Annotated in this window: 23 protein-coding genes and 1 riboswitch; of the genes, 4 read left to right on the top strand and 19 right to left on the bottom strand. The window is 43.1% G+C overall.

The features are described from left to right. Positions 1–59: 59 nt before the first annotated feature. From purD to purC, 9 genes are read right to left on the bottom strand one after another with little or no spacing between them, the layout of a single operon-like run. Positions 60–1,313 (bottom strand): phosphoribosylamine--glycine ligase, encoded by a 1,254-nt coding sequence (purD, locus tag HED61_RS09445; RefSeq protein WP_103300060.1) that lies wholly within the window; start codon positions 1,311–1,313, stop codon positions 60–62. A 25-nt stretch (positions 1,314–1,338) separates the two neighbouring features. Then, complete coding sequence (gene purH / locus HED61_RS09440) at positions 1,339–2,877, bottom strand: bifunctional phosphoribosylaminoimidazolecarboxamide formyltransferase/IMP cyclohydrolase (RefSeq protein ID WP_138371800.1); 1,539 nt, start codon at positions 2,875–2,877, stop codon at positions 1,339–1,341. Further along, on the bottom strand, positions 2,874–3,455 hold the full coding sequence (purN, locus tag HED61_RS09435) for a phosphoribosylglycinamide formyltransferase (RefSeq protein WP_021150959.1): 582 nt from the start codon (positions 3,453–3,455) through the stop codon (positions 2,874–2,876). The genes purH and purN overlap by 4 nt, the downstream gene beginning before the upstream one ends. Beyond that, positions 3,452–4,498: a phosphoribosylformylglycinamidine cyclo-ligase gene (gene purM / locus HED61_RS09430; RefSeq protein WP_005472505.1), complete on the bottom strand. Its 1,047-nt coding sequence runs from the start codon at positions 4,496–4,498 to the stop codon at positions 3,452–3,454. Before purM ends, purN begins: the two co-directional genes overlap by 4 nt. 21 nt (positions 4,499–4,519) lie before the next feature. Continuing rightward, complete coding sequence (gene purF / locus HED61_RS09425) at positions 4,520–5,941, bottom strand: amidophosphoribosyltransferase (RefSeq protein WP_060814870.1); 1,422 nt, start codon at positions 5,939–5,941, stop codon at positions 4,520–4,522. Continuing rightward, on the bottom strand, positions 5,926–8,154 hold the full coding sequence (gene purL, locus HED61_RS09420; RefSeq protein WP_219645233.1) for a phosphoribosylformylglycinamidine synthase subunit PurL: 2,229 nt from the start codon (positions 8,152–8,154) through the stop codon (positions 5,926–5,928). Before purL ends, purF begins: the two co-directional genes overlap by 16 nt. Continuing rightward, the gene (gene purQ, locus HED61_RS09415) at positions 8,147–8,824 is read right to left on the bottom strand and encodes a phosphoribosylformylglycinamidine synthase subunit PurQ (RefSeq protein ID WP_060814872.1); all 678 of its coding nucleotides are present in this window, start codon (positions 8,822–8,824) and stop codon (positions 8,147–8,149) included. Before purQ ends, purL begins: the two co-directional genes overlap by 8 nt. Then, positions 8,821–9,084, bottom strand: coding sequence for a phosphoribosylformylglycinamidine synthase subunit PurS (purS, locus tag HED61_RS09410; protein ID WP_003127200.1), 264 nt, complete (start codon positions 9,082–9,084; stop codon positions 8,821–8,823). The genes purQ and purS overlap by 4 nt, the downstream gene beginning before the upstream one ends. Then, entirely contained in the window at positions 9,075–9,797 is a 723-nt protein-coding gene (gene purC / locus HED61_RS09405; protein ID WP_219645234.1) for a phosphoribosylaminoimidazolesuccinocarboxamide synthase, read from the bottom strand. The genes purS and purC overlap by 10 nt, the downstream gene beginning before the upstream one ends. 264 nt (positions 9,798–10,061) lie before the next feature. On the opposite strand from purC, the gene HED61_RS09400 reads away from it, so the two are divergent. From HED61_RS09400 to pbp4, 3 genes are all read left to right on the top strand, one after another. Further along, positions 10,062–10,448 (top strand): hypothetical protein, encoded by a 387-nt coding sequence (locus HED61_RS09400; RefSeq protein WP_147735630.1) that lies wholly within the window; start codon positions 10,062–10,064, stop codon positions 10,446–10,448. Positions 10,449–10,537: 89 nt separating this feature from the next. After that, positions 10,538–11,152 (top strand): DUF1054 family protein, encoded by a 615-nt coding sequence (locus HED61_RS09395; RefSeq protein WP_147735629.1) that lies wholly within the window; start codon positions 10,538–10,540, stop codon positions 11,150–11,152. Between the two features lie 5 nt (positions 11,153–11,157). Beyond that, positions 11,158–13,206 carry a penicillin-binding protein PBP4(5) gene (pbp4, locus tag HED61_RS09390; protein WP_219645235.1) on the top strand — a complete coding sequence of 683 codons (2,049 nt, stop codon included), beginning with the start codon at positions 11,158–11,160 and terminating at the stop codon, positions 13,204–13,206. Between the two features lie 75 nt (positions 13,207–13,281). Here the strand turns inward: pbp4 and purB are convergent, their stop codons facing one another. The 9 genes from purB to HED61_RS09345 all read right to left on the bottom strand — a co-directional run bounded on the left by purB (position 13,282) and on the right by HED61_RS09345 (position 21,106). Then, complete coding sequence (purB, locus tag HED61_RS09385; protein ID WP_041119285.1) at positions 13,282–14,580, bottom strand: adenylosuccinate lyase; 1,299 nt, start codon at positions 14,578–14,580, stop codon at positions 13,282–13,284. Between the two features lie 13 nt (positions 14,581–14,593). Further along, on the bottom strand, positions 14,594–15,712 hold the full coding sequence (gene purK, locus HED61_RS09380; RefSeq protein WP_171917740.1) for a 5-(carboxyamino)imidazole ribonucleotide synthase: 1,119 nt from the start codon (positions 15,710–15,712) through the stop codon (positions 14,594–14,596). After that, entirely contained in the window at positions 15,705–16,190 is a 486-nt protein-coding gene (purE, locus tag HED61_RS09375) for a 5-(carboxyamino)imidazole ribonucleotide mutase (RefSeq protein WP_003127192.1), read from the bottom strand. The genes purK and purE overlap by 8 nt, the downstream gene beginning before the upstream one ends. Before the next feature lie 172 nt (positions 16,191–16,362). Further along, the gene (locus HED61_RS09370; RefSeq protein ID WP_219645236.1) at positions 16,363–17,667 is read right to left on the bottom strand and encodes a nucleobase:cation symporter-2 family protein; all 1,305 of its coding nucleotides are present in this window, start codon (positions 17,665–17,667) and stop codon (positions 16,363–16,365) included. Continuing rightward, on the bottom strand, positions 17,667–18,248 hold the full coding sequence (locus HED61_RS09365) for a xanthine phosphoribosyltransferase (RefSeq protein WP_003127190.1): 582 nt from the start codon (positions 18,246–18,248) through the stop codon (positions 17,667–17,669). The genes HED61_RS09370 and HED61_RS09365 overlap by 1 nt, the downstream gene beginning before the upstream one ends. A gap of 75 nt (positions 18,249–18,323) precedes the next feature. After that, positions 18,324–18,421, bottom strand: a riboswitch (purine riboswitch). 89 nt (positions 18,422–18,510) lie between these two features. After that, positions 18,511–19,188 carry a beta/alpha barrel domain-containing protein gene (locus tag HED61_RS09360; RefSeq protein ID WP_029486902.1) on the bottom strand — a complete coding sequence of 226 codons (678 nt, stop codon included), beginning with the start codon at positions 19,186–19,188 and terminating at the stop codon, positions 18,511–18,513. A 20-nt stretch (positions 19,189–19,208) separates the two neighbouring features. Next, positions 19,209–19,808, bottom strand: a complete 600-nt coding sequence (locus HED61_RS09355; RefSeq protein ID WP_003127188.1) for a glycoside hydrolase family 73 protein — start codon at positions 19,806–19,808, stop codon at positions 19,209–19,211. Further along, a complete protein-coding gene (locus HED61_RS09350; RefSeq protein ID WP_156247350.1) occupies positions 19,801–20,589 on the bottom strand; it encodes a M15 family metallopeptidase in 789 nt (262 codons plus the stop codon). The genes HED61_RS09355 and HED61_RS09350 overlap by 8 nt, the downstream gene beginning before the upstream one ends. Before the next feature lie 13 nt (positions 20,590–20,602). Next, positions 20,603–21,106 carry a hypothetical protein gene (locus HED61_RS09345; protein WP_034704725.1) on the bottom strand — a complete coding sequence of 168 codons (504 nt, stop codon included), beginning with the start codon at positions 21,104–21,106 and terminating at the stop codon, positions 20,603–20,605. Positions 21,107–21,231: 125 nt separating this feature from the next. On the opposite strand from HED61_RS09345, the gene HED61_RS09340 reads away from it, so the two are divergent. Further along, positions 21,232–22,188, top strand: coding sequence for a Gfo/Idh/MocA family protein (locus tag HED61_RS09340; protein WP_219645237.1), 957 nt, complete (start codon positions 21,232–21,234; stop codon positions 22,186–22,188). 55 nt (positions 22,189–22,243) lie between these two features. Here the strand turns inward: HED61_RS09340 and HED61_RS09335 are convergent, their stop codons facing one another. Continuing rightward, entirely contained in the window at positions 22,244–23,194 is a 951-nt protein-coding gene (locus HED61_RS09335; RefSeq protein ID WP_219645238.1) for an aromatic acid exporter family protein, read from the bottom strand. Positions 23,195–23,219 lie beyond the last annotated feature (25 nt).

The raw sequence follows: 23,219 nt of genomic DNA, 5'->3' as shown, positions 1-23,219 counted from the left end.
TCGCTGTTCTCTCATCAGCGATCTTTTGTTTAAACGATGGAACCAAAGAGAAGTTGCGGTTACTTTAATGCTTTGGCACCGATATCTTTTCGATAAAACATCTTGTTCAAAGGCATTTTTGCTAGCGCTTGGTAAACTCTCTTTTGCGCTTCCTCCAAAGAAGCACCTTGCCCTTCCGCTAAAAATACTCGCCCGCCTGCTGCCACCAATTCTCCTGCTCTTTCAGCAACCCCTGCATAAAACAGTTGAACATCTTCAGCCGCTTTTTGCGGAATGATCATTCCCTGTTGATAGGTTTCTGGATACCCTTCAGCCGCCACGACCACACCAACAGAAAACTGCTGATTCCAAGTAATTTCCGGCTGTCTTCCATTGAGCAATGCATCAATAATCTGAGCTAACCCACTCGTTAGCCGACTCAAAACGACTTGCGTCTCTGGATCTCCAAAACGAGCATTGAATTCAATCACTTTAGGTCCTTCAACTGTGGCAATCAGCCCCGCATATAAAATACCCGTAAAGGGTGTTCCTTGATCAATCATTCCTGTAGCAGCCGGGATCAAAACCGTCTCGATTGCTTGATCGATCATTGACTGAGGAATTTGCGGAACAGGAGAGTAAGCTCCCATTCCACCAGTATTCGGTCCTTCATCCCCATCAAACGCTCGTTTATGATCTTGCGCAATCACCATGGGATAAACTTGCTCTTCATGAACAAAAGCCAGCAGCGAAAACTCTTCTCCTTCCAGAAAATCTTCGATCACAACTTTGGCACCACTTTGACCAAATTTTTGTTCTTCCAACATTTCTTCTACCGCAGCCAGTGCCTGATCCACTGTTGCTGCGACAACGACCCCTTTTCCAGCAGCTAAACCGTCTGCTTTGATTACGATTGGGGCACCTTTTTCTTGGATATACGCTTTCGCTTTTTCACTATCTACAAAAGACTGGTATTCAGCGGTTGGAATCTGATATTTTGCCATCAATTCTTTGGCAAATTCCTTCGAACCTTCAATCATCGCCGCTGCTTTATTTGGGCCAAAAATGTTCAATCCTGCAGCTTGGAAATCATCAACGATGCCATTAAGCAAAGGAACTTCAGGGCCTACAAAGGTCCAATCGATGGCCATCTCTTTTGCAAACGCGATCAAGCTTTGATGGTCTGTTTCAGGGATAGCAACTACCTGAATGCCATCGCTGACCATGCCCGGATTCCCTTTCGCGCAGTAGACTGTTTCTACGATCGGATCTGCGAGTAATTTCTTGGCGATTGCATGTTCCCTACCACCACTACCAATAACTAAAAGCTTCATCTGCTCCTCCTGAATTTAATGTCTTTTAATGTCTAAAATGCCGAACGCCAGTAAAGATCATCGCTACTCCGTATTGATCTGCCATTTCGATAGACGCTTGGTCTTTAATACTGCCTCCAGGTTGAATGATCGCCTTGATTCCCCGTTTTGCAGCATATTCCACGCTATCATCCATTGGGAAGAACGCATCGCTAGCTAAAACTGCATCCGTTAATTTTCCAGCTTCAGCAGCTTGTTCAATGGCGATTTTTACAGAACCCACGCGATTCATTTGGCCAGCACCAATTCCAACTGTTTGATATTGGTTCGCTAAAACGATGGCATTTGATTTGACATGTTTTACCGCTTTCCAAGCAAAAGCCATTGCTTCCAACTCATTCTTGCTAGGCTGACGTTTCGTTACGACCGTCCAATCCTTAGGAGATTCTGCTAATGTATCTTGTTCTTGAACTAATAAACCACCTAATACAGAGACCATTTCTGTTTCGACAGGATTTGCTACAAAATCTAACGTCATCAAGCGAATGTTTTTCTTCTTCGTCAAAATATCCAGCGCCGCTGGTTCAAAAGCAGGCGCAATCACGATCTCAAGAAATATTTGATGCAGTGCCGCAGCTGTTGCTTCATCAACGGGGCGATTCAATACGATGATTCCTCCAAAAATCGAAACTGGATCTGCTTCGTATGCCCGTTCAAAAGCGTCAAAAATCGTCGTCGCTGTTCCGATACCACAAGGATTCATATGTTTAAGAGCGACTGCAGTGGGTTCCGTAAATTCTTTTGCGATTCGCAAAGCGGCATCCGCATCTTTGATGTTGTTGTAGGACAATTCTTTGCCGTGAAGTTGTTTTGCACTAGCGATCGAATAAGGAACTGGCAATGCATCTTGATAAAAAGCAGCAGTTTGATGGCTATTTTCTCCGTAGCGCAACGTTTGTTTCAATTCATACGTCAGTGTCAACTTCTCCGGTTCAGATTCTTCAACTGCTTTTGTCAAATAATCGGCGATCAAGGCGTCATAAGCTGCTGTATGGCGAAATACTTTAGCCGCTAAGCGTTTGCGCGTGGCAAGCTGCGTCTGACCGGTTTCCGTCAATTCATCTAGAATGAGGGGATAATCTTTAGGATCAACGATCACTGTCACTGCAGCAAAGTTTTTTGCAGCGGAGCGCAGCATGCTTGGTCCACCGATATCGATATTCTCAATGGCTTGCTCTTCTGTCACATCCGCTTGGGCAATCGTTTCCTTAAAAGGATAAAGGTTGACAACAACCAGATTGATCGGCGCAATGTCATGTTTTTCCATTGCTGCTAAATGTTCAGGCAGGTCCCGGCGACCCAGCAAACCACCGTGGATCTTTGGATGCAATGTTTTGACACGTCCGTCCATCATTTCGGGAAATCCTGTGACCGTTTCTATCGCAATCGGTTCAAGACCAGCCGCTTCCAGAGCAGATTTTGTCCCTCCTGTCGAAATGATTTCGTAGCCGTTTTGTACTAAATTTTTGGCAAAAGATACGATCCCTTGTTTATCTGACACACTGATCAACGCTCTTTTTTTCACGATTGATGGTCTCCTTTATGAATGATTTCAGCTATGACCGCTGGATAGACTCGATGCTCTAATTGATGGATCTTTGCTTCTAAGCTTTCTAATGTATCTTCCGATTCGATACGTACCACTTCTTGCGCAATGATCGGCCCCGTATCGATACCACTGTCAACGTAATGAATGGTGATCCCAGTCACCTTCACTCCATAATGAAAGGCATCGGCAATACCGGATTTTCCAGGAAAACTAGGCAGCAATGAGGGATGCAGATTGATGATTCTATTGGGAAAAGCGGCTAGCAACGTAGGTCCAACGATCCGCATATAGCCTGCCAAAACGATCAGCTCAATCGAATGTTCCGCCAACTCGTTCAACAGTGCGGCTTCGAACGCTGCTTTCGAAGGAAATTTCTGCGGGGATAACTGCAATGTCGGTACCCCCGCGTCTTTAGCCCGTTCCAAGACAAATGCGGCGGCATTATCTGAGAACAGCAGCGCTAATGTAGCCCCTTTGAGTTCTTCTCCTCTAATCGCATCGGCAATTGCGGTAAAATTACTGCCGTTTCCTGATGCAAAAACAGCGATCCTCATAGCGGATCTCCTTGTAAAAGAACCGCATGTTCTTGAGCCTCCGTTACTTTACCAATAACGTAAGCTGCTTCATTCTGCTCGTTTAACAAAGCTAGCACTTGTTCTTTCTTCTCTGGTGCAACAGCAAGAACCATCCCAATCCCCATATTGAAGATCTCATACATTTCATGGGCCGGGATTTTTCCATAAGAAGCTAGAGCCTCAAAAATCGGCAGTTGCGGCCACGTTCCCAGTGTGATTTCTGCTGTTGTCTGCGGCGGCAACATCCGGGGAATATTCTCGATAAAGCCGCCACCCGTGATATGCGAGATACCGTCAATTAATTGTTTTTCAAGTAACGGCAGTACAGCGGATACGTAGATTCTCGTTGGTGTTAACAATTCTTCTCCGAGAGTTTTTCCGCCTAATTCCGGCAACTTCTCTGCCATTTGAAAACCTTGCTGTTCAAAAAAGATCTTGCGAACCAATGAATACCCGTTTGAATGGATACCAGAAGCAGGCAGCCCGATCAGAAAATGTCCCGGTTCAATCGATGCTCCCGTGATCAGACGAGATTTTTCAACAATTCCCACCGCAAAACCAGCCAAGTCATAGTCCTCTTCCGAGTACATCCCTGGCATTTCTGCTGTTTCACCGCCTATCAGAGCCGCTCCCGACTGAACGCAGCCCTCTGCAACCCCGGCGATAATTTGTTCGATTTTTTCGGGATCATTCTTGCCCACTGCGACATAATCCAAAAAATAGATCGGTTCTGCTCCTTGAGCGACAATATCATTGACACACATCGCAACACAATCGATTCCAATCGTTTGGTGTTGATTTTGTTGGATCGCTACTAATAATTTCGTTCCTACACCATCAGTACCGGATACCAGCACTGGTTCTTTCAGCGGATAGTTTGACAAGTCAAAACAGCCGCCAAAACCACCGATGGCACCCATTACACCTAACCGTTCTGTTCTTTTGACATGTTTTTTGATTCGATCAACGACTTCATACCCGGCGTTCACATCAACACCAGCCTTTGCATAAGCATTTGCCACTTTGAGTTCCTCCTGTACCATTTATTCGAGCGACGCTAAATAGCTTTCTTCATAATCATAAAGCGGTGTAGGATAATCACCATTGAAATAGGCCATGCACAATCCAGAATAGGGGGCATCTAAATCTAACCCGATTGCTTCGATCAAGCCAGTCTCACTGAGAAAAGCCAACGAATCGGCACCGATCGTTTGGCGAATTTCTTCGACACTTTGCCGAGCAGCGATCAGTTCTTTCCGCGTCTGAATATCGATTCCGTAAAAACAAGGATATCTTAATGGCGGTGAAGCAATCCGAACGTGAACTTCTTTGGCACCGGCTTCTTTTAACAATTGAACGATTCGTCGGCTAGTAGTGCCGCGAACGATCGAGTCATCCACCATGATCACTTTTTTTCCTTCAACCACACCCCGGACGGCAGATAGCTTCATCCGAACGCCTTGTTCCCGTAATTCTTGAGTGGGCTGGATAAATGTTCGTGCAATGTATTGATTTTTGACTAATCCTAATTCGTAAGGAATGCCAGATTCTTCTGCAAACCCGCTGGCGGCCGATAAGGATGAGTTCGGTACACCGATCACCATATCTGCTTCGATCGGTGCTTCTTGGGCAAGATTACGTCCCATATTTTTTCGTGCAGTATGGACATTGACGCCGGCAATATTCGAATCTGGTCGTGCAAAATAAATGAATTCCATTGAGCAAATCGCTGGTTGGACTTCTTCCGTATATGTTTCAACACGGTAGCCCGCTTGATCCACAATGACAACTTCCCCAGGACAGATATCTCGAACAAATTCAGCTCCGATCACTTCTAAAGCACAAGTCTCTGAAGCAATCACATAAGCACCATTGACCATTTTTCCTAACGAGAGTGGCCGAAATCCATTTGGATCAAGAGCAGCGATCATCGCATCTTCTGTCAGCAAAAGATAGGCAAATCCACCTTTCACTTGATTCAGCGCTTCTTTGATGCGATCCAACAAATTCGCTTGACCACTGCGGCGAATCAGATGCATCAAAATTTCGGTATCTGAATTTGAATGAAAAATGGCTCCTTCAGACTCAAGTGATTTCCGCAAACTCTTGGCATTGGTTAAGTTCCCGTTGTGCGCCAACCCAATCTGCTGATCAAAAAACTTAAAAAGAAAAGGTTGGATATTATCGACGCTGCCATTGCCTGCAGTAGCATAGCGAACATGTCCGATTGCTGCTTCACCTGTCAATCGTTGAAGAAGTCGTTCATCGGAAAAAACTTCTGCTAATAAGCCAAGATCCCGATGTCCGGCAAGTTTGCCTTGCTGATTTGCGACGATCCCAGCGCCTTCTTGTCCCCGATGCTGTAAACTGTGCAAGCCAAAATAAGTAACTCGGGCAGCATCAGGGTGACCCCAGACACCAAAAACCCCGCATTCTTCATTCAAGCTTTTTACTTCAATAGACATGGAATTGCTTCCTCCCATTTCTTACATGCTAAGGCTGTTTCCACTACGATCATTCCACCGCTACCTTGGATTTTTAGTTGCGGTTCTGCTGTAACTTTTCCGATGAGACAAGCGCTATCACCTGCCAAAGCTTCAAAAGCGGTTTGATTTTCTGGAGCAATGGACAGCACAAATCGCGATTGTGTTTCTGAAAAAAGCCAAGATTGCGGCAAATCTAGTTGAACAGATATACCGACATTCTTCTTAAACGCAGATTCAGCTAATGCAACAGCTAATCCGCCTTCTGCACAGTCATGGGCACTTTTTACAAGTCCAGCCTGGATCGCAGATAAGACGATTTCCTGATTCTGTTTTTCTTCTAATAGATCAAATGCCATCAAACGGCCATTGATCGACCCATTTTGTAATTTTTGGAGTTCACTGCCGTTAAAGTCGGCCTTCGTTTCTCCAATCAAATAAATCAAATCCTCCGGTGTCTGGAAATGTTGTGTGGTGATATGTTCGACCTTTTCAATCAGCCCTACCATACCAATCACTGGTGTTGGATAGATTGCCTGCCCGTTGGTTTCATTGTACAGCGAAACATTACCTGAAATAACAGGAGTTTCTAGAATTTCACAAGCTTTGGCAATCCCTTCTGCCGATGTCCATAACTCCCAAAAGCCTTCTGGTTTATCCGGCGAGCCATAGTTGAGACAGTCTGTGATCGCTAGTGGTCGTCCCCCAGAAGCAACAATATTGCGAGCTGCTTCTGCTACAGCAATCTGTCCGCCTCGTTCAGGATCAAGGTACAAGTAGCGAGCATTACAGTCCGTGGTCATAGCTAAAGCTTTGTTGGTCCCTTTGATCCGCAGGACTGCAGCGTCACTTCCTGGGCCAACAACGGTATTGGTTCTCACTTGAGAATCATAGGTTTCAAAAATCGATTTTTTTGAAGCAATCGTGGGTTGCTGCAACAATTGTAAAAAGACTGCTGTTGCATCATCAATGACTGGTTCAAAATCAGGCTGTTGACGAAATGCTTGGATTCTAGCAGGTTCTGCTTTTTCTTTATGATAAGTTGGCGCATCTTCTGCCAAAGCATCAACAGGTAAATTGGCAACTTCTTTTCCCTGATGGTACAAGCGATACGCGCCATCATCGGTTACTTCACCAATCACTACCGCTTCCAATCCGTATTTTTGAAACAACGCTTCAACTTCTGCTTCATGTCCTTGTTTCACACAGATCAGCATCCGCTCCTGAGATTCTGATAGCATCATTTCATAAGGTGTCATACCAGTTTCTCGTTGCGGTACATCATCTAAATAAAGTTTTAATCCTGAACCAGCTTTTGAAGCCATTTCAGAACTGGAAGAAACGAGACCGGCTGCCCCCATGTCCTGAATACCGATCAAACTGTCTGAATGTTCAAGGATCAGCTCAAGACAAGCTTCTAATAACAATTTTTCCATGAAGGGGTCTCCTACTTGGACAGCCGAGCGCTGCTGTTCTTCTCCCTCCACGAACTCCTCGGAAGCAAATGTTGCACCATGGATCCCGTCTCTACCTGTTTTTGCTCCCACATACATGATTATGTTACCGACGCCTTTGGCCTGTCCTTTTTGAATATCTTTGTGGTCGATCAAACCGACACACATCGCATTGACCAATGGATTCCCTTCGTAACAGGCATCGAAGGCAACTTCACCACCGACTGTAGGGATTCCGATACAATTTCCATAGCCGCTGATTCCTGCCACGACTTCTTCTAAAAGGTATTTGGTCCGCTCATTCGTCAATTCGCCAAAACGCAACGAATCTAGGATCGCGATGGGCCGCGCCCCCATACTGAAAATATCACGAATAATCCCACCGACGCCGGTTGCGGCGCCTTCATAAGGCTCCACGGCCGAAGGATGGTTATGACTTTCTGCTTTAAAGACAACTGCTTGGCCATCACCAATATCGACGATTCCCGCTCCTTCGCCTGGTCCTTGTAAAACTTGCGGGCCTTCGGTTGGAAATTTGCGCAAGACCGGCTTGGAATTTTTATAGGAACAATGTTCGCTCCACATTACTGAAAAGAGACCCGTTTCTGTATAATTAGGTAGTCGACCTAATATTTCTTCTGAAATCATTTGGTATTCTTCATCAGTGAGCCCCCATTGTTGATAAAGCTTGGTTTCTTTGATTTCCTGTGGTGTTGGCTCTGCTATGATTGCTTTATTCATGTACTGGCACCTTCCCGAAATTTTTCAATAAAGACGCAAAGAACTTCTTGCCATCCTTTGAGCCAAGCAACTCTTCCATTGCCCGCTCAGGATGGGGCATCATCCCTAAAACATTGCCTGCCTTGTTGCAAATGCCGGCAATACCATGTAAACTCCCGTTAACGTTATCCACATAACGGAAGACAATCTGGTTATTGGCTTCCAGTTCCTGGTAGGTTTGTTCGTCGCAATAGTAATTTCCTTCTCCATGAGCGACAGGGATCGTGATCCGTTCATCTTGCTGGTATTCAGAGGTAAAAGGCGTCTGGTTATTGACTTGCAACTGTACCGGCTTGCAAATAAAGTGCAGCGATTCATTTCTGCGTAAAACCCCTGGCAGCAAGCCAGCTTCTGTCAAGATCTGGAAGCCATTGCACGTACCAAAGACCGGTTTTCCTTCTTCTGCAAAACGAATGACTTCTGCCATAATATTCGAGAAACGTGCGATGGCTCCGCAGCGAAGGTAATCCCCGTAGGAGAAACCTCCTGGAAGCAATACACCATCAAAGCCAGCTAACGAGGTCTCGTCATGCCACACATATTCGGCTTCTGCGCCCATCACATCTTTGATGGCATACATTAAATCGACATCACAATTCGAACCAGGAAAAACGATTACTGCAAATTTCATTGTTCCTTATCCTCCATCTCAATGATTTCATAACGATAAGTCTCCATATTGACATTTGCCAGTAACTTGTCACAAACTTCTTCAATTTCTGCCGCTACTGATTCTTTGTTGCTGTCTGTAACTTTGATCTCAAAATATTTCCCAATACGTATTTCAGAGACATTTTGATACCCCAAACGATGAACCGCTCCTTTGACTGCTTCTCCTTGAGGATCCAAGACCGACTCTTTATAAGTGACATAAACTTTGACTAAATACATGAACTATACTCCTTTTCTAAGCGATTTAATACTTCTTGATAAACAGGAATCAGATCCCCGATTTCACGACGATAGACATCTTTATCCAAATGTTCTTTCGTTGTCAGATCCCATAAGCGACAAGTATCCGGCGAAATCTCATCCGCTAAAAGAATTTTCCCATCACTTTTTCCGACTTCAATTTTAAAGTCGACCAAGTGGATCTTAATCTTCTCAAAGAGTTGGCACAATGCGGTGTTGATTTGTCGAGCAAGCATTTTGATTTGAGCAACTTCCTCAGGGGTGGCGATTCCCAAATAACGAATGTGATCTTCATTGATGAAAGGATCGTCTAAGCGGTCTTCTTTGTAATAAAATTCAATAATCGGAAAAGGCAGCTGCTCCCCTTCAGCAATTCCCAGGCGCTTAGAAAAGCTGCCGGCAGCCGTATTACGGACGACGATTTCCAACGGGATCATTTCAACTTCACAAACTAATTGTTCGTGTTTAGACAATATTTTGATAAAATGACTTGGAATACCCTGCTTTTCTAATTCTTGAAAAATAAGACTGGTAATCTGATTATTCAGCGCTCCTTTTCCTGAAACTGCATCTTTCTTCAATCCATTCAACGCGGTAGCCTGATCGAGATACTCCACACGGAGCTCTTCATCTTTGTTAGTCTTGAAGAGTTTCTTTGCTTTCCCTTCGTAAATCAATTCTTCTTGCACCACCGGACACCTCACAAAAGTTAGTTTTTTCACATAGATTTTTAGTCTCTTCTTGTTGTTTTCTATTCTAACAACGCAAAGAATAAGGGTCAACAAAATAATGTACATTAACAACTAATTTTTCTTTAAACGTTCGTGTTTAACTTAAAATCATTTTTTGTTCTGCTGATTTCCGACTTGTTCACACGCTATAAAGCGTTTACATTTATTTTTTTTCATGTTATATTGATTTTGTGAATACTGGTATCTCCAAGGAGGAATTGATTCATGTGGTCACTGAAAAATCAAGCGCAACGATTTATCGCTCATTTATCGGACAGCGACAGAAAACAGCTACATAATGAACTACTTGCCGTTCAACAAGTGTTGACCGCAAATCAAATGACATCTTTTTATTTATTCAGTCCATTCAAAAAACATGCCCGGCCTCATTATTCCGAACATCGAAAACGGGTACTCCAATATAAAAACGGATTAAACGAAGAATTGATTATCCATCAAATCCATCAGCAGACTTTCTTTAAACACACCTATTGTTTCCGTATTTATTTCAATATGGAAGAAATGCAAACTGCCTTTTTGGATGTCTTGCTAAACTTACTCAATGAGGAAAAGACTTTCACTCCTTTAAAACCTAATTTTATAAATAGTTAAACACACTCTTAAAAAACGCCTAAATTGCGATTTTAAGGGTGTTTTTTTGCTATACTATCTCTTAGAATACAAGAAAGGAATTTTACTCTATGTTATTTACTAATAAAAGCTTTCACGTCTTCCAAGCTTCGAGCTTGGAAGAACGAATGCAGGAAATTCGTAAAGAGATCCAACCGATTTTTCAGCAAATTGGTGAAAAAGTCTGCCCTTTTTTCACAGAAAAGCTAGACACTCCTTTTTATCTGCATATCGCACAGCACCGACGGCGAAGTGTCTATCCTCCAGAAGAAACTTGGGCAGCTTTTGGACCAAACAAGCGAGGTTATAAGATGGATGCCCACTTCCAGATCGGTATTACTCGTGAGTATGCTTTTGTCTGGTTAAGTGTGATTGATCAGCCGAAAAACCAACAGCAAATCGCTCGCTGCTGGTCAGAGAAACCGGCACTGTTTGAAACTCTACCTCAAGATTTTGTCCTCTCTCTGGATCATACGCAATATGGCTATCAGCCGATCCGAGAATGGCCCGCTGCTCTAGAGCGGCTGACTACTGTAAAAAAAAGCGAATTACAGATTGGCAAAGTCTATCTCAAAGATCAGATTTCTACGCTCACTATGGAGCAACTGTTAGCAGATTATTGCTTGCTGCTGCCGCTTTATCGGAATCGCGAAGAGTTACCGATACTTAACCAAGAAGGGAATTAAGAAAAATGGAACGACAAAATCGCCGCTCTCAAAATCAACCACCAAAAAAACGGAAGACTTTACTGATTGTTCTTCCTCTGCTCTTATTGCTTGTAGTAGGTGGCTTTTTCGGCTATCGCTATTATGACAAACAGCAACGACAAAATCAGGCAGAGAAAGTCGTCCACTCATTCATTGAGAACCTTTCAAAAAACAAATTCGACAAATTACCATCCTTGATTCTTTCTGATAGCGCAGAAAGAAATGGTTATACCAATGATCAAGTAGCAGAAAAATATCAAACAATTTTCAGCGGAATTGATGCTGCCAACATCAAGGGTTCCAAAATCACTTTAAGCGATGATGTCAAAGATGCAGATTATCAGTTTACGTATCAGTTATCTCTCACTACTAGCTTGGGGGAAATCAAAGATCTGAATTATTCCGGAACCATCAAATTTGAAAAAGATCAGCCAAAAATCGATTGGGCTCCAAACCTGATTTTCCCTGACATGGCTGGACAAGATAAAGTAAGTATTTCTGTTGATGAGGCTGTTCGAGGTGAAATAGTGGATCGCAACAAAACACCACTGGCTGCTAATGGCACCTTGTACCAGCTTGGGGTGATTCCCGGACAATTAGGAGATGGAGAGGATAAAGAGTCAAGAATCAAAGCGATCGCTAAGCAGTTTGACCTGACTGAGAAAGCGATCCAGCAAGCATTGGATCAATCTTGGGTGCAAGACGATTACTTTGTTCCTTTGAAAATCGTGGAACCCACAGCTGATCTCCCAACCGGTGCAAGCATTCAAGAAACCGCGGGCAGAACCTATCCATTAGGTGAAGCCGCTGCACAATTGATTGGTTATGTAGGAGACATTACGGCTGAAGATGTTGAAAAAGATGATACATTAGCCAGCAATGGAAAAATTGGCCGCTCTGGTCTCGAGGCAGCTTTTGACAAAGAACTTCGAGGAAAAAACGGTGGTAAGATAGCGATCACCGATGAAAAAGGCACAGAGCGAAAAGCATTGATCGAAACGAAAAAAACTGACGGCAAAACGATTCAACTCACGATCGATGCCAAAGCACAGAAAATCGCTTTTGATTCCCTTAAGGATCAGGCTGGTTCTACCGTGGTCACTGAACCAACCACAGGGGATCTGCTCGTTCTAGCTAGTTCTCCAAGTTTTGATCCCAATAAAATGACCAACGGAATTTCACAAGAGGACTATGATGCTTACCAAAACAACAAAGATCTACCATTTATCAGCCGCTTTGCAACTGGTTATGCTCCAGGTTCAACCTTTAAAACAATCACAGCAGCCATCGGTTTAGACAATGGAACGATCAATCCAGAAACCGTCCTTTCAATCAACGGATTGAAATGGCAAAAAGATAGCTCTTGGGGAGATTACTTCGTGACTCGGGTCAGCGATGTCGCATCCGTTAACTTGCGTAACGCTCTCGTCTATTCGGATAATATCTATATGGCTCAACAAACATTGGCGATGGGTGAAGACAAATTCCGTGCTGGTTTGGAGAAATTTATTTTCGGTGAAGAATTGGACTTGCCGATTGCCATGAACCCTGCACAAATCAGCAATGACAAATCCTTCAATTCTGAGATTTTGCTGGCAGACACTGGCTATGGCCAGGGAGAATTGTTGATCAATCCAATTCAACAAGCAGCGATGTACTCTGTTTTCGCCAATCAAGGATCTCTGGTTTATCCACGATTAGTGATGGGTGCAGAAACAAAGACGAAAAAAGAGTTGATTTCACCAGAGACGATTTCACTGATCAATGAGGATTTGAAAGCTGTCGTTACCGATGAGAATGGGACAGCCCATTCCCTAGCAGCTCTCGGTTTGCCTCTTGCTGCCAAAACTGGAACAGCTGAGATCAAGGAGAAACAAGATGAGAAAGGACAGGAAAATAGCTTCTTATTTGCTTTCGATGCCCAGAATCAAAAGTATTTGATGGTGTCCATGCTAGAAGATCGGCAAGAAAACTCTTCTGCTACAGCATTAGCCCCAGATCTTTTGTCTTATCTTTCCGAAAACTATAACTAAATAATAAAACTACCCCAAAAGGCACGCTGCTTACTGAAGCAGCGTGCCTTTTGTTTTTTTTTTTGGGTTTATTCCCTATTCACCTAAACCTACGCGCGCAAAAATCGTATCCACTTGCTTTAAATGATGATGATAATCAAATGCATCATCCAAGTCTTTTTCACTTAACGTAGACATAATGGTTTGGTCAGCTTCTAACAATGGTCGAAAATCCCGTTGTTCGTCCCAAGCTTGTGCCGTCTTCGGCTGAACAAGATCATATGCCTGTTCTCGAGTCATGCCATGATCGATCAATTTCAACATAACACGTTGACTATAGATCAAGCCAAAAGTCGCATTCATATTACGTTTCATATTTTCTGGGAAAACAGTCAGATTTTTGACGATCGTTCCAAAACGATTGAGCATATAATCAATCAAAATCGTTGTATCCGGGATAATAATCCGTTCAGCAGAAGAGTGAGAGATATCACGTTCATGCCAAAGAGAAACATTTTCATACGCCGTCACCATATGACCGCGGATCACTCGTGCTAATCCCGCCATATTTTCTGAACCAATAGGATTGCGTTTGTGCGGCATTGCGGAAGACCCTTTTTGCCCTTTAGCAAAAAACTCTTCAACTTCTCTTGTTTCTGATTTTTGCAATCCACGGATTTCTGTCGCAAATTTTTCAATGCTTGTTGCAATCAGTGCCATGGAAGCAAAATATTCTGCATGGAGATCTCGCGGCAACACTTGCGTAGAGATTTCTTGAGGACGAATCCCCAACTTGTTACATACATATTCTTCAACAAATGGCGGAATGTTGGCAAATGTTCCTACTGCGCCGCTGATTTTCCCAGCTTCAACTCCAGCCGCCGCTCGTTCGAAACGTTCAATATTGCGTTTCATTTCAGAATACCACAAGGCAAGCTTCAACCCAAATGTCGTCGGTTCGGCATGCACCCCATGGGTCCGTCCCATCATGACAGTATATTTGTGTTCTTTTGCTTTTTCACCAATGATAGCTGTGAATGTTTCTAGATCTTTACGGATTAAGTCATTCGCTTGCTTCATCAAGTAACCATAAGCCGTATCTACCACATCAGTAGAAGTCAGCCCATAGTGGACCCACTTACTTTCGTCACCAAGCGATTCAGAGACAGCCCGGGTGAATGCGACCACATCATGGCGTGTCTGTGCTTCAATCTCTAAGATACGGTCGATATCGAAAGTTGCCTTCTCTCTAATTTTTTCCACATCTTCTTTGGGAATCTCACCAAGCTCGGCCCACGCCTCATCAGCTAAGATTTCGACTTCTAGCCATGCTTGGTATCGATTTTGATCTGTCCAAATTTTGCCCATCTCAGGTCTTGTATAACGTTCTAACATGCGTTACTCTCCTTTAATCCCAAATATTCGTTTGATAGATTTCTTCCAATGAAGCAGTAATGTCTTCGGTCAACAACGTAATGTGTCCCATTTTCCGACCGCTCTTTGCTTCTTCTTTGCCATAATAATGGAATTGCCAATCTGGCTTATGAGCAATCAGGTCATATGTTTCAATGAGTTCATCACCTAAGATGTTCACCATGACCGCATCACTCAACAGTTTAACCTCTGCAAGCGGCCAACCGCAGATCCCACGTACATGGGCATCAAACTGGCTCATAGAACAAGCTTCAATCGAGTAATGGCCTGAATTATGTGGGCGTGGTGCCAACTCATTCACATATAGTCCGCCGCTTTTCGTTAAGAACAGCTCGATCGCTAAAACACCGCGTAAATCAAGGGCTTGCGCAATCACACGCGCGATCCGTTCTGCTTCCTCCGCTACCTCAGAATCGATTCGAGCAGGTGCAATCGTTTGATGCAAGATATTGTTGCGGTGGATATTTTCAACCACTGGGAAAGTGGTGATTTCACGACCATTACCTGCCACCATGATCGAGAGTTCTTTTTCGTAAGGGATCCATGCTTCTAATTCACAAGTTCCTTCCCGCAAAAGATTCATCGAAGGCGCTAAATCAGCTGTGCTGTATAAAACATATTGCCCTTTGCCATCATAGCCTCCTCGAGTCGTTTTCAATACACAAGGATAGCCGATACTCTCGATGGCATCTTGAATATCGGTAGGACTGATGATTGTCGCATAAGGTGCAATAACAATATTATTGGCTTCTAAGAAAGATTTTTCTAACAAGCGATCTTGGGTGATTGCCAATAGATCAGTTCCCTGGGGAATATTTGCATAGGGCAAAATCGAATTCAAAGCCTCTACGCTGACATTCTCAAATTCATAAGTAATCACGTCAGAACGCCGCGCCATTTCTTCCAGTGCAAAGACATCGTCATAAGCAGCAACAATATGCCAGTCAGCTACTTGTGCTGTCGGACAATTGGCTGTTGGATCCAGCACGCCGACACGGAAACCCATTTTTTTGGCACTCATTGCCATCATACGCCCCAATTGTCCGCCGCCAACGATTCCGATCGTCGCATTGGGCATCAAAGGTTTAATCAAGTTGATCACTACTTTCCACTACTTTTTCTTTCAACGTCTTTCTTCGTTGATCCAACTTTTCCGCTATTCCTAAATCATACATGGAAAGCATCTGAGCTGCAAGTAGTCCCGCGTTGATTGCACCAGCTTTTCCAATCGCTGTCGTTGCCACAGGAACGCCTCCCGGCATCTGTACGATGGAAAGTAACGAATCCAATCCATTTAATGTTCGTGATTGGACGGGTACGCCAATCACGGGTAACGTTGTTTTTGCAGCGACCATACCTGGCAGATGAGCGGCACCGCCAGCACCAGCAATGATTACTTTCAGCCCTTTTTCTCTTGCATTTTCGGCAAAGGAAAACATCAAGTCCGGTGTCCGATGAGCCGAAACAACCTTTTTGATATAGGGAATCCCAAGCTCCTCTAAAATCTCACAACTGTGTTTCATCGTCTCCCAATCCGACGTACTGCCCATAATGACTGCTACTTGTTCCATAAGACAACTCCCTTCGATTATTCACTTAAATACTAGCAAGTGACATCCATAAAGTCAAAAGAAAATCGAACTATAGAAAAAACACGAGATATATTGTTCGTCTTTTATCAAAAGATCATTTCTTCTCTCTAAAACAAAAAAAGCATCCTGTTGACCAGAATGCTTTCGTAAATCAAACTTCGCTAAATTCTCCTGATTCGACCGCTTCTTTTATTGGTAAGCCATTGAATAAAAGATTCAAGATAATCGCAGTCATGCTGCTCATAACAATTCCGTTACCAGTAAACATTTGCAAGGTTTCAGGTAAGCGGCTAAATAAAGTTGGCATAATGTTGAACCCTAAACCGAATCCCAGTGAAACAGCGATAATCAGCAAATTTTTGTCATTTGAATAGTCGACTTTCGACAACATTTTCATCCCTTGGACAGCCACCATGCCGAACATGACTAACATCCCGCCACCCAATACAGCTTCAGGAATGATTTGCGCCAAAGCACCAACTTTCGGAAACAAACCTAATATAATCAAAAAGACCGCAGAGAAATAAATCGGTTTACGGGTTTTGATACCAGATAACTGTACGAGCCCTACATTTTGTGAGAAGCCCGTATAAGGGAATGTGTTGAAGATTCCGCCCAGAATCACTGCTAACCCTTCAGCCCGATAACCTTTTTTCAATGATTCTGATGAAACAGGTTGTCCTGTAATATCTCCCAGTGCAAAATAGACCCCCGTAGACTCCACCATACTAACGATTGAAATAATGATCATCAATAAAATCGACCAAATATCAAAGGTTGGTAACCCAAAGTAAAACGGCTGCGGCAAATGAAAGACAGGCGCGTGAGAAATCGCGGATAAATCAACTAACCCTAAGACAGCTGCTAGCAAAGTTCCGCCGATCAAACCGATCAAAACAGCAATCGAACGAAGAAATCCTTTGGCAAAAATCTGAATACCAATAATTAATGCAATCGTGACAAAACCTAAGAGTAAATTGTCTGGTGCGCCAAAGGAAGCTGCGGCAGCATCCCCACCACCGATTTTGGTAATGGCAACGGGGATCAACGTCAAACCAATCACTGTAATGACAGTTCCCGTAACCAATGGCGGAAACAAGACTTTGATTTTTGAGAAGACACCGGAGATCAAAACAACAAAAATACCAGAAGCAATAATGGCTCCATAAATGGCACCGATCCCTGACTTAGTTCCGATCAAAATCAATGGTGAAACAGCTTGGATGGCACAGCCCAAGACAACCGGCAATCCGATCCCGAAGAAACGGGTGACGGTCAATTGCAGCAATGTTGCTACCCCGCACATAAAAATATCAATGGAAATCAAATAAGTCATTTGGGCTTCATTAAATCCTAACCCGGTTCCAATCAATAGTGGTACTGCGACAGCACCCGCATACATCGCGAGCAAGTGCTGCAACCCTAAGACAGCAGAGCGTCCATTTTGTTCGTTCATTAAGCGTCACCCTCCAAGAAAGTTGCTTTACCCTCGGATAAGGAAGCGATCCGCGCGAGAGAAACAACAGGAATCGACATTTCTTCAAGCAATGCTCGTCCAGATTGGAAGGATTTTTCAATGACGATTCCGATACCAGCAACCGTTGCACCGGCTTGCTGGCACAATTCGATCAATCCTTTTGCTGCTTGGCCATTTGCTAAAAAGTCATCGATGATCAATACATTGTCTTCCGCAGACAAAAATTTCCGAGAAATCGATACTTGACTCGTGACTTGCTTGGTAAAGGAATAAACCGAGGCTGTCAATAATTCTTCGTCCATTGTCAGACTTTTGGCTTTACGGGCAAAAATCATTGGCACACCTAATGTTTGTGCCGTAAATAAAGCTGGTGCAATCCCTGAAGCTTCGATAGTCACTACTTTAGTAATCTGCTCTGCTTGAAATCGTTTGGCAAATGTCGTGCCGATTTCCTGCATTAATTCCGGATCCACTTGGTGCGTTAAAAAACTATCAACTTTCAGAACGCCATCACCTAAAACATTTCCGTCTTTTTCGATCCGTTCGATCAACTTTTTCATCCTATACCTCTTTCCTTTCCATTTAGGCCTATCAACAAAAAAACACCTTTTTTGCTAAAGCAAAAAAGGTGCATCAATGGCACTTTTTTTACTTATAGTCCGATATTTACGGTATCGGGTAGAGACTGTCGACCTTATTACGACGATATACAAGTTAAATTTTATGAATGATAGGTTCGATTATGCCGAAGATTGATTAAAAAGGCAAGTTTAGAAAACTCTTCCAAAATAAGAATGTTCTCATTTTATTTCTCAACGCTCACTAATCAGGTTTTTCCATTTCCCGATAGTGCTGCATTTTTTTGCTGAATAACTCTCCATTGGAAGGTGGTGTATAGGTGATTGCATTGGCGCCTGCTTCGATCGTTTCTAAAATACTTTCATCTGTAGGGCCTCCAGTAGCGATGATTGGCAATTCAGGATACCGCTCGCGAAAATAACGAACAGTCTCAGCGGTTTTTTTTCCAGCACTGATATTGATCACTTTGACACCTAACTTCAATTTTTCATCAATTTTGGTATATTTACTAGTTACGGTACTGATCACAGGAATATCAATGACCTTACAGACCTGCTCCACAGTTTTCAGTGGTGTCGGACCATTTAGCACCACACCAATGGAACCTTGCGCTTCTGCAAACATGCTCATATAAGAAGAACGAAATCCTTGAGTCAAACCTCCTCCGACCCCCGAAAATACGGGAATATCAGCTGCCTCGATAATCGCTTTGGTAATCGCAGGGTGCGGGGTAAAGGGATAGACGGCAATCACCGCATCTGCATTGGTATTGCGGATGATTGCAATATCTGTAGTAAAAATGATCGAGCGGATCTGTTTGCCAAAAATTTGAATCCCGCTTGCTTGTCTGATAACTTTAGGAACTTTCACGATATCTTTTCGCAGTTCCGTTGTGATCTTTGGCATGTATTTTTCTTCCATGGGCACCCACTTCTTTCCGTCTATTGGTCGTATTGATTTAAATGATAGGTTTCAATTACACGAATGATTTTCTCTGCATAATCCGGATCTGTGGCATAACCAGCTTCTTGCAATGCTTTGGCAGCTGTTTTGTAGTCTGTTGCCGACAAAACATTTACATAGAGCGCTGGATTCCAGTCTACGCCATTGACAAAGAGCATCGTGTGGTCATCCATGGACTCTTCCCACGAATCATAGACTCGAAAATCGCCTTGGATCGTTACCCACTGCTCATTATAAAACTCTTGGGTATCTAATGTCACTTTTTTACTATGTCCAAATGCTTTGATTCCAAAAAGATTATTGTATTCACTAGCTAGTGTACTTTTGCCCCAATCAGACTCCAAGATGGCTTGCCCTAAAATAATGCTCGGTAAAATACCGTACCCCTTTTGCAATTCCTGTGCATGAGGTGCAATGCGATCAATAAATTCTTGCTGAGTCATTTCTTCACTATCCTCTTGTTTCGGCAAGGGATCGGCTAAACTGTTCATTGAAAAAATAAAAGCAAGTCCAATCAAGAGGATACCTAAAAAGACAAACGGCAGTCGAGTCTTCGTTGTTTTGCGTCGTTTACTCATTTTCTTCCTCCTGTTCTTTTACTTGCTCTAGAAATTCTTCCAGAGTCAGTTGATGTTTTTCAATATATGTAGCAGTTTCTACACCAACATAGCGTAAATGCCAAGGTTCATAATCGATCTGAGTAATGGCCTGCTTTCCTTCTGGGTAACGAATGATAAAGCCGTATTCCCGGGCATGCGCTTGCAGCCACTTGCCGCCATCTGTCTCACCAAATCGGTGGTCCAATACGGTTTCTGGATAAGAATCATACCATTGTCGATCAACTACGTCTACGGCTAAACCCGTATGGTGTTCACTGTAACCTGGTTCTGTCATCGTTCGTTTGGTTGTTTCGATTGCCTTCTCTTTGCTTTGTCCTTGACTCATCAGCATCGTGACATTCTGATCAAAAACAGCCTTTTGCGAGGCGATGGAGCGAAAGGCGGAGATCATCACTAAAGGATGACCAGCTTTTTCTGCGGCAGCTTTTAATTTTTCATAGTCAGAAACGATTCGTTTGTCCACGAGATAGCCATTGGTTAATTTTGCTAATCCCCCCGTATCGATTTCAGTTCCTTTATTCAGGGGGCCCACTAAAACAAGCGCCCAATCATCTAAAGATATTTTGGGAAAATCTTTACTCTTCTGAGAGACTCTTGCTTGTTCTTTTTCACTGCTAGACGCCACTGTCTGACTACTTGCGATTGTTTCGCTGCTCGCTGAATGTTCCTGCTGCAGACTAGCTACCAAACTAATTAATAGAAAGCCAGCAGCAGCTAAGATACCTAAATATTTTTTCAAAAAAACCCTACCTTTAATTATATGTCTCTTCTAAATTCTCTTTGACCCATGCCAACAACTCAATTTTCTCATTCTTGATTTGTTGTTGGACAAAAGCAGGCAGACGGAAGTTCAAAATGTCGTCATAGCCCCATTCATCATACGTAATACTGACTCTTAAATCAAGGTATTGGGTACTTTCTTCAGATTGTGTTAATAATTCCACTTTTGCCAAATCATTTGAAAGCCACGTGCGTGCAATCTGTGTCTTCATTTTCTTGAATTCAGCTACCGCACTTGTTCTCTTTTCGGGATAGATCACCGTTTGACGAACAATTTTTTGAATCAGCATCCATTCATAATCAGAGAACAGCAATTTGATTTTCTGATTTTCAGCAGGTGTCAAACTCGCTGTCCCATTTTTCCAAGCCTCCCATTGTTCTCGATCGATTCCAAGCTGCGTTTCATAGAAACGAGCTTCCGTAGAATATTGTTCAATAACTGTACTTAAAATAATTGCAATAGACACGTTATGCATCATACATCCCTCCTGTATCTATTTTACTGAAAGCTGGACATAAATGGAACTTTTAACTTTGGCTTTGCAATATTTTTAAGATTCACTAAGTTTTGTTATACTAAAAACGAAGGAGCTGATAGAAAATGAAAAAATATCGTTGGGGCATAATTGGCCTTGGAGACATCGCCACACAATTTGCCGCTGGATTTGCAAGCGATGCTAGCGATTTGTACGGTGTCTGTGCCCGCCGTTACTCAAAAGTCAAAGCATTTGCGGAACGTTTCTCGATTCCTCAGGCTTATGAATCTGCTGAAGCAATGTTGGCTGATCCATCGATCGATATCGTCTATATTGCGGTACCAAATGATATCCACCATCACTACATCATGGCAGCACTGGCAGCAGGGAAACACGTTCTTTGCGAAAAAGCGATCACTACAAGTGGCGATGAACTTGCTGAAGAACTGGCCTTAGCCAAAGAAAAAGGATTGGTTTTAGAAGAGGCGATAACCATCTACAACATGCCGCTTTATCACCGTCTAAAAGAAATCGTAGCCTCTGGCAAACTAGGAAAATTAAAAATGATTCAAGCACCTTTTGGCAGTTACAAGGATCCTGATCCTCAAAATCGTTTTTTCAATCCTGATTTAGGCGGCGGTGCACTGCTTGACATTGGTACTTACGCCGTCTCTTTTGCCCGCTTTTTCATGAGTGAGTCACCAAAGGTAGAATTCAGCAGCATGAAGCCTTTTGAAACCGGCGTTGATGAACAATCCGTGACGATTTTGCGTAACCCAGCTGATGAAATGGCCAGTGTGACCCTAACTTTCCAAGCTAAAATGCCAAAAACAGGAATCGTTGCTTTTGAAGAAGGCTATATCACAGTCGAAGAATATCCGCGGGCTGATAAAGCAACCATCCACTATCGTGATGGCTCCAATGAGTTTATTGAAACAGGCGATACGACCCAAGCACTAAATTACGAAATCGCCAATATGATTAAAACTATTGAAGGGACTTCTAAAGGATCGATCCATCTAACAAGCGACGTCATTGCCGTCTTAGACCAGATGCAACAATTTTGGAAGCAAACAAAATAAAACAATTGACTGCCCAGCGAATCAAATCGCTGGGCAGTCGTATTCTTTCCTTTTCTTAATGATCCCGTTCAGCAAATTCGGCTTTGATTTCAATAAAACGTTTAAACGACTGCAAAAATTGAAACAATTGCGCGCGATTTTCAAACTCCTCGCGATTTCTAGGCAGCGGTTTTTGTCGATAATCTTGATACAACTCTTCGATCCTTAGCAAAAGGTCTTCGCCGTCGTTAGCTTCATCAAATGTTTCTGCGGTATACAGCAGCAAGGCACGAAATTTCTCTGTATAAACTTCTTCTACCCAAATGGATCGCAAGAGACCAATCATTTCTGTCAACAAACGAACTTGCGCACGCCGCATCGCAAAATACGCTTCATAGTAACTATTCTTTTGGCTCCATTGGTTTTCTTGATGAACCTGTGCTTTTTCTTGTCCTTGTCGAATCTTTGCCAATAATGATTGACATTGCCCTTGCAAGGTCAATCGAGAAGGTTGATTTAAGTGTTCAGACATATCTTTTAAAAGTCTTTTAAACGTCTTTTCTGTTTCTTGCTGCAATTCTTTCAGTTCTTTTTCTCCATCTGGCATATAAAGATTAAATACTAATGCAAAGCCAACTCCGAGAATCATGAGCAAGAATTCATTGACGATCAAGCGCCAAGCAAAGGATTCTTCCAGTAAATAGTGCGTTACTAAGACTGAATTGACCACGATGCCATCTGTCAATGAAAAACGGACAGCCATTGGGATGAACAAAAACAAAAAGAGCACAAACCCTAAAGGATTATATCCCAGAAGCGAAAAACTGCAAGATGCCAGAATTGTCGCCAGTGCCAGTGAGATCAAGCGTCCAATGCCCGTATAAAGCGATGTTTTCTTTGTGTTGCCTACGCTCAAAATCGCAATGATCCCTGCGGCTGGCGCATATAATAACCCAATCGCTTGAGCCACTGCCATCGATAAACCCGAAGCAATCGCTGTCTTGACTGTTCTCATTCCAATTTTCATTCTGCACCTCCTTTCAAAGTATACT

The sequence above is a fragment of the Enterococcus gallinarum genome (assembly GCF_021496385.1).
Taxonomy (GTDB): Bacteria; Bacillota; Bacilli; order Lactobacillales; family Enterococcaceae; genus Enterococcus_D; species Enterococcus_D gallinarum.
Note: the sequence above shows the minus strand (reverse complement) of the source record. Positions and strands in the feature narration are given on the sequence as shown.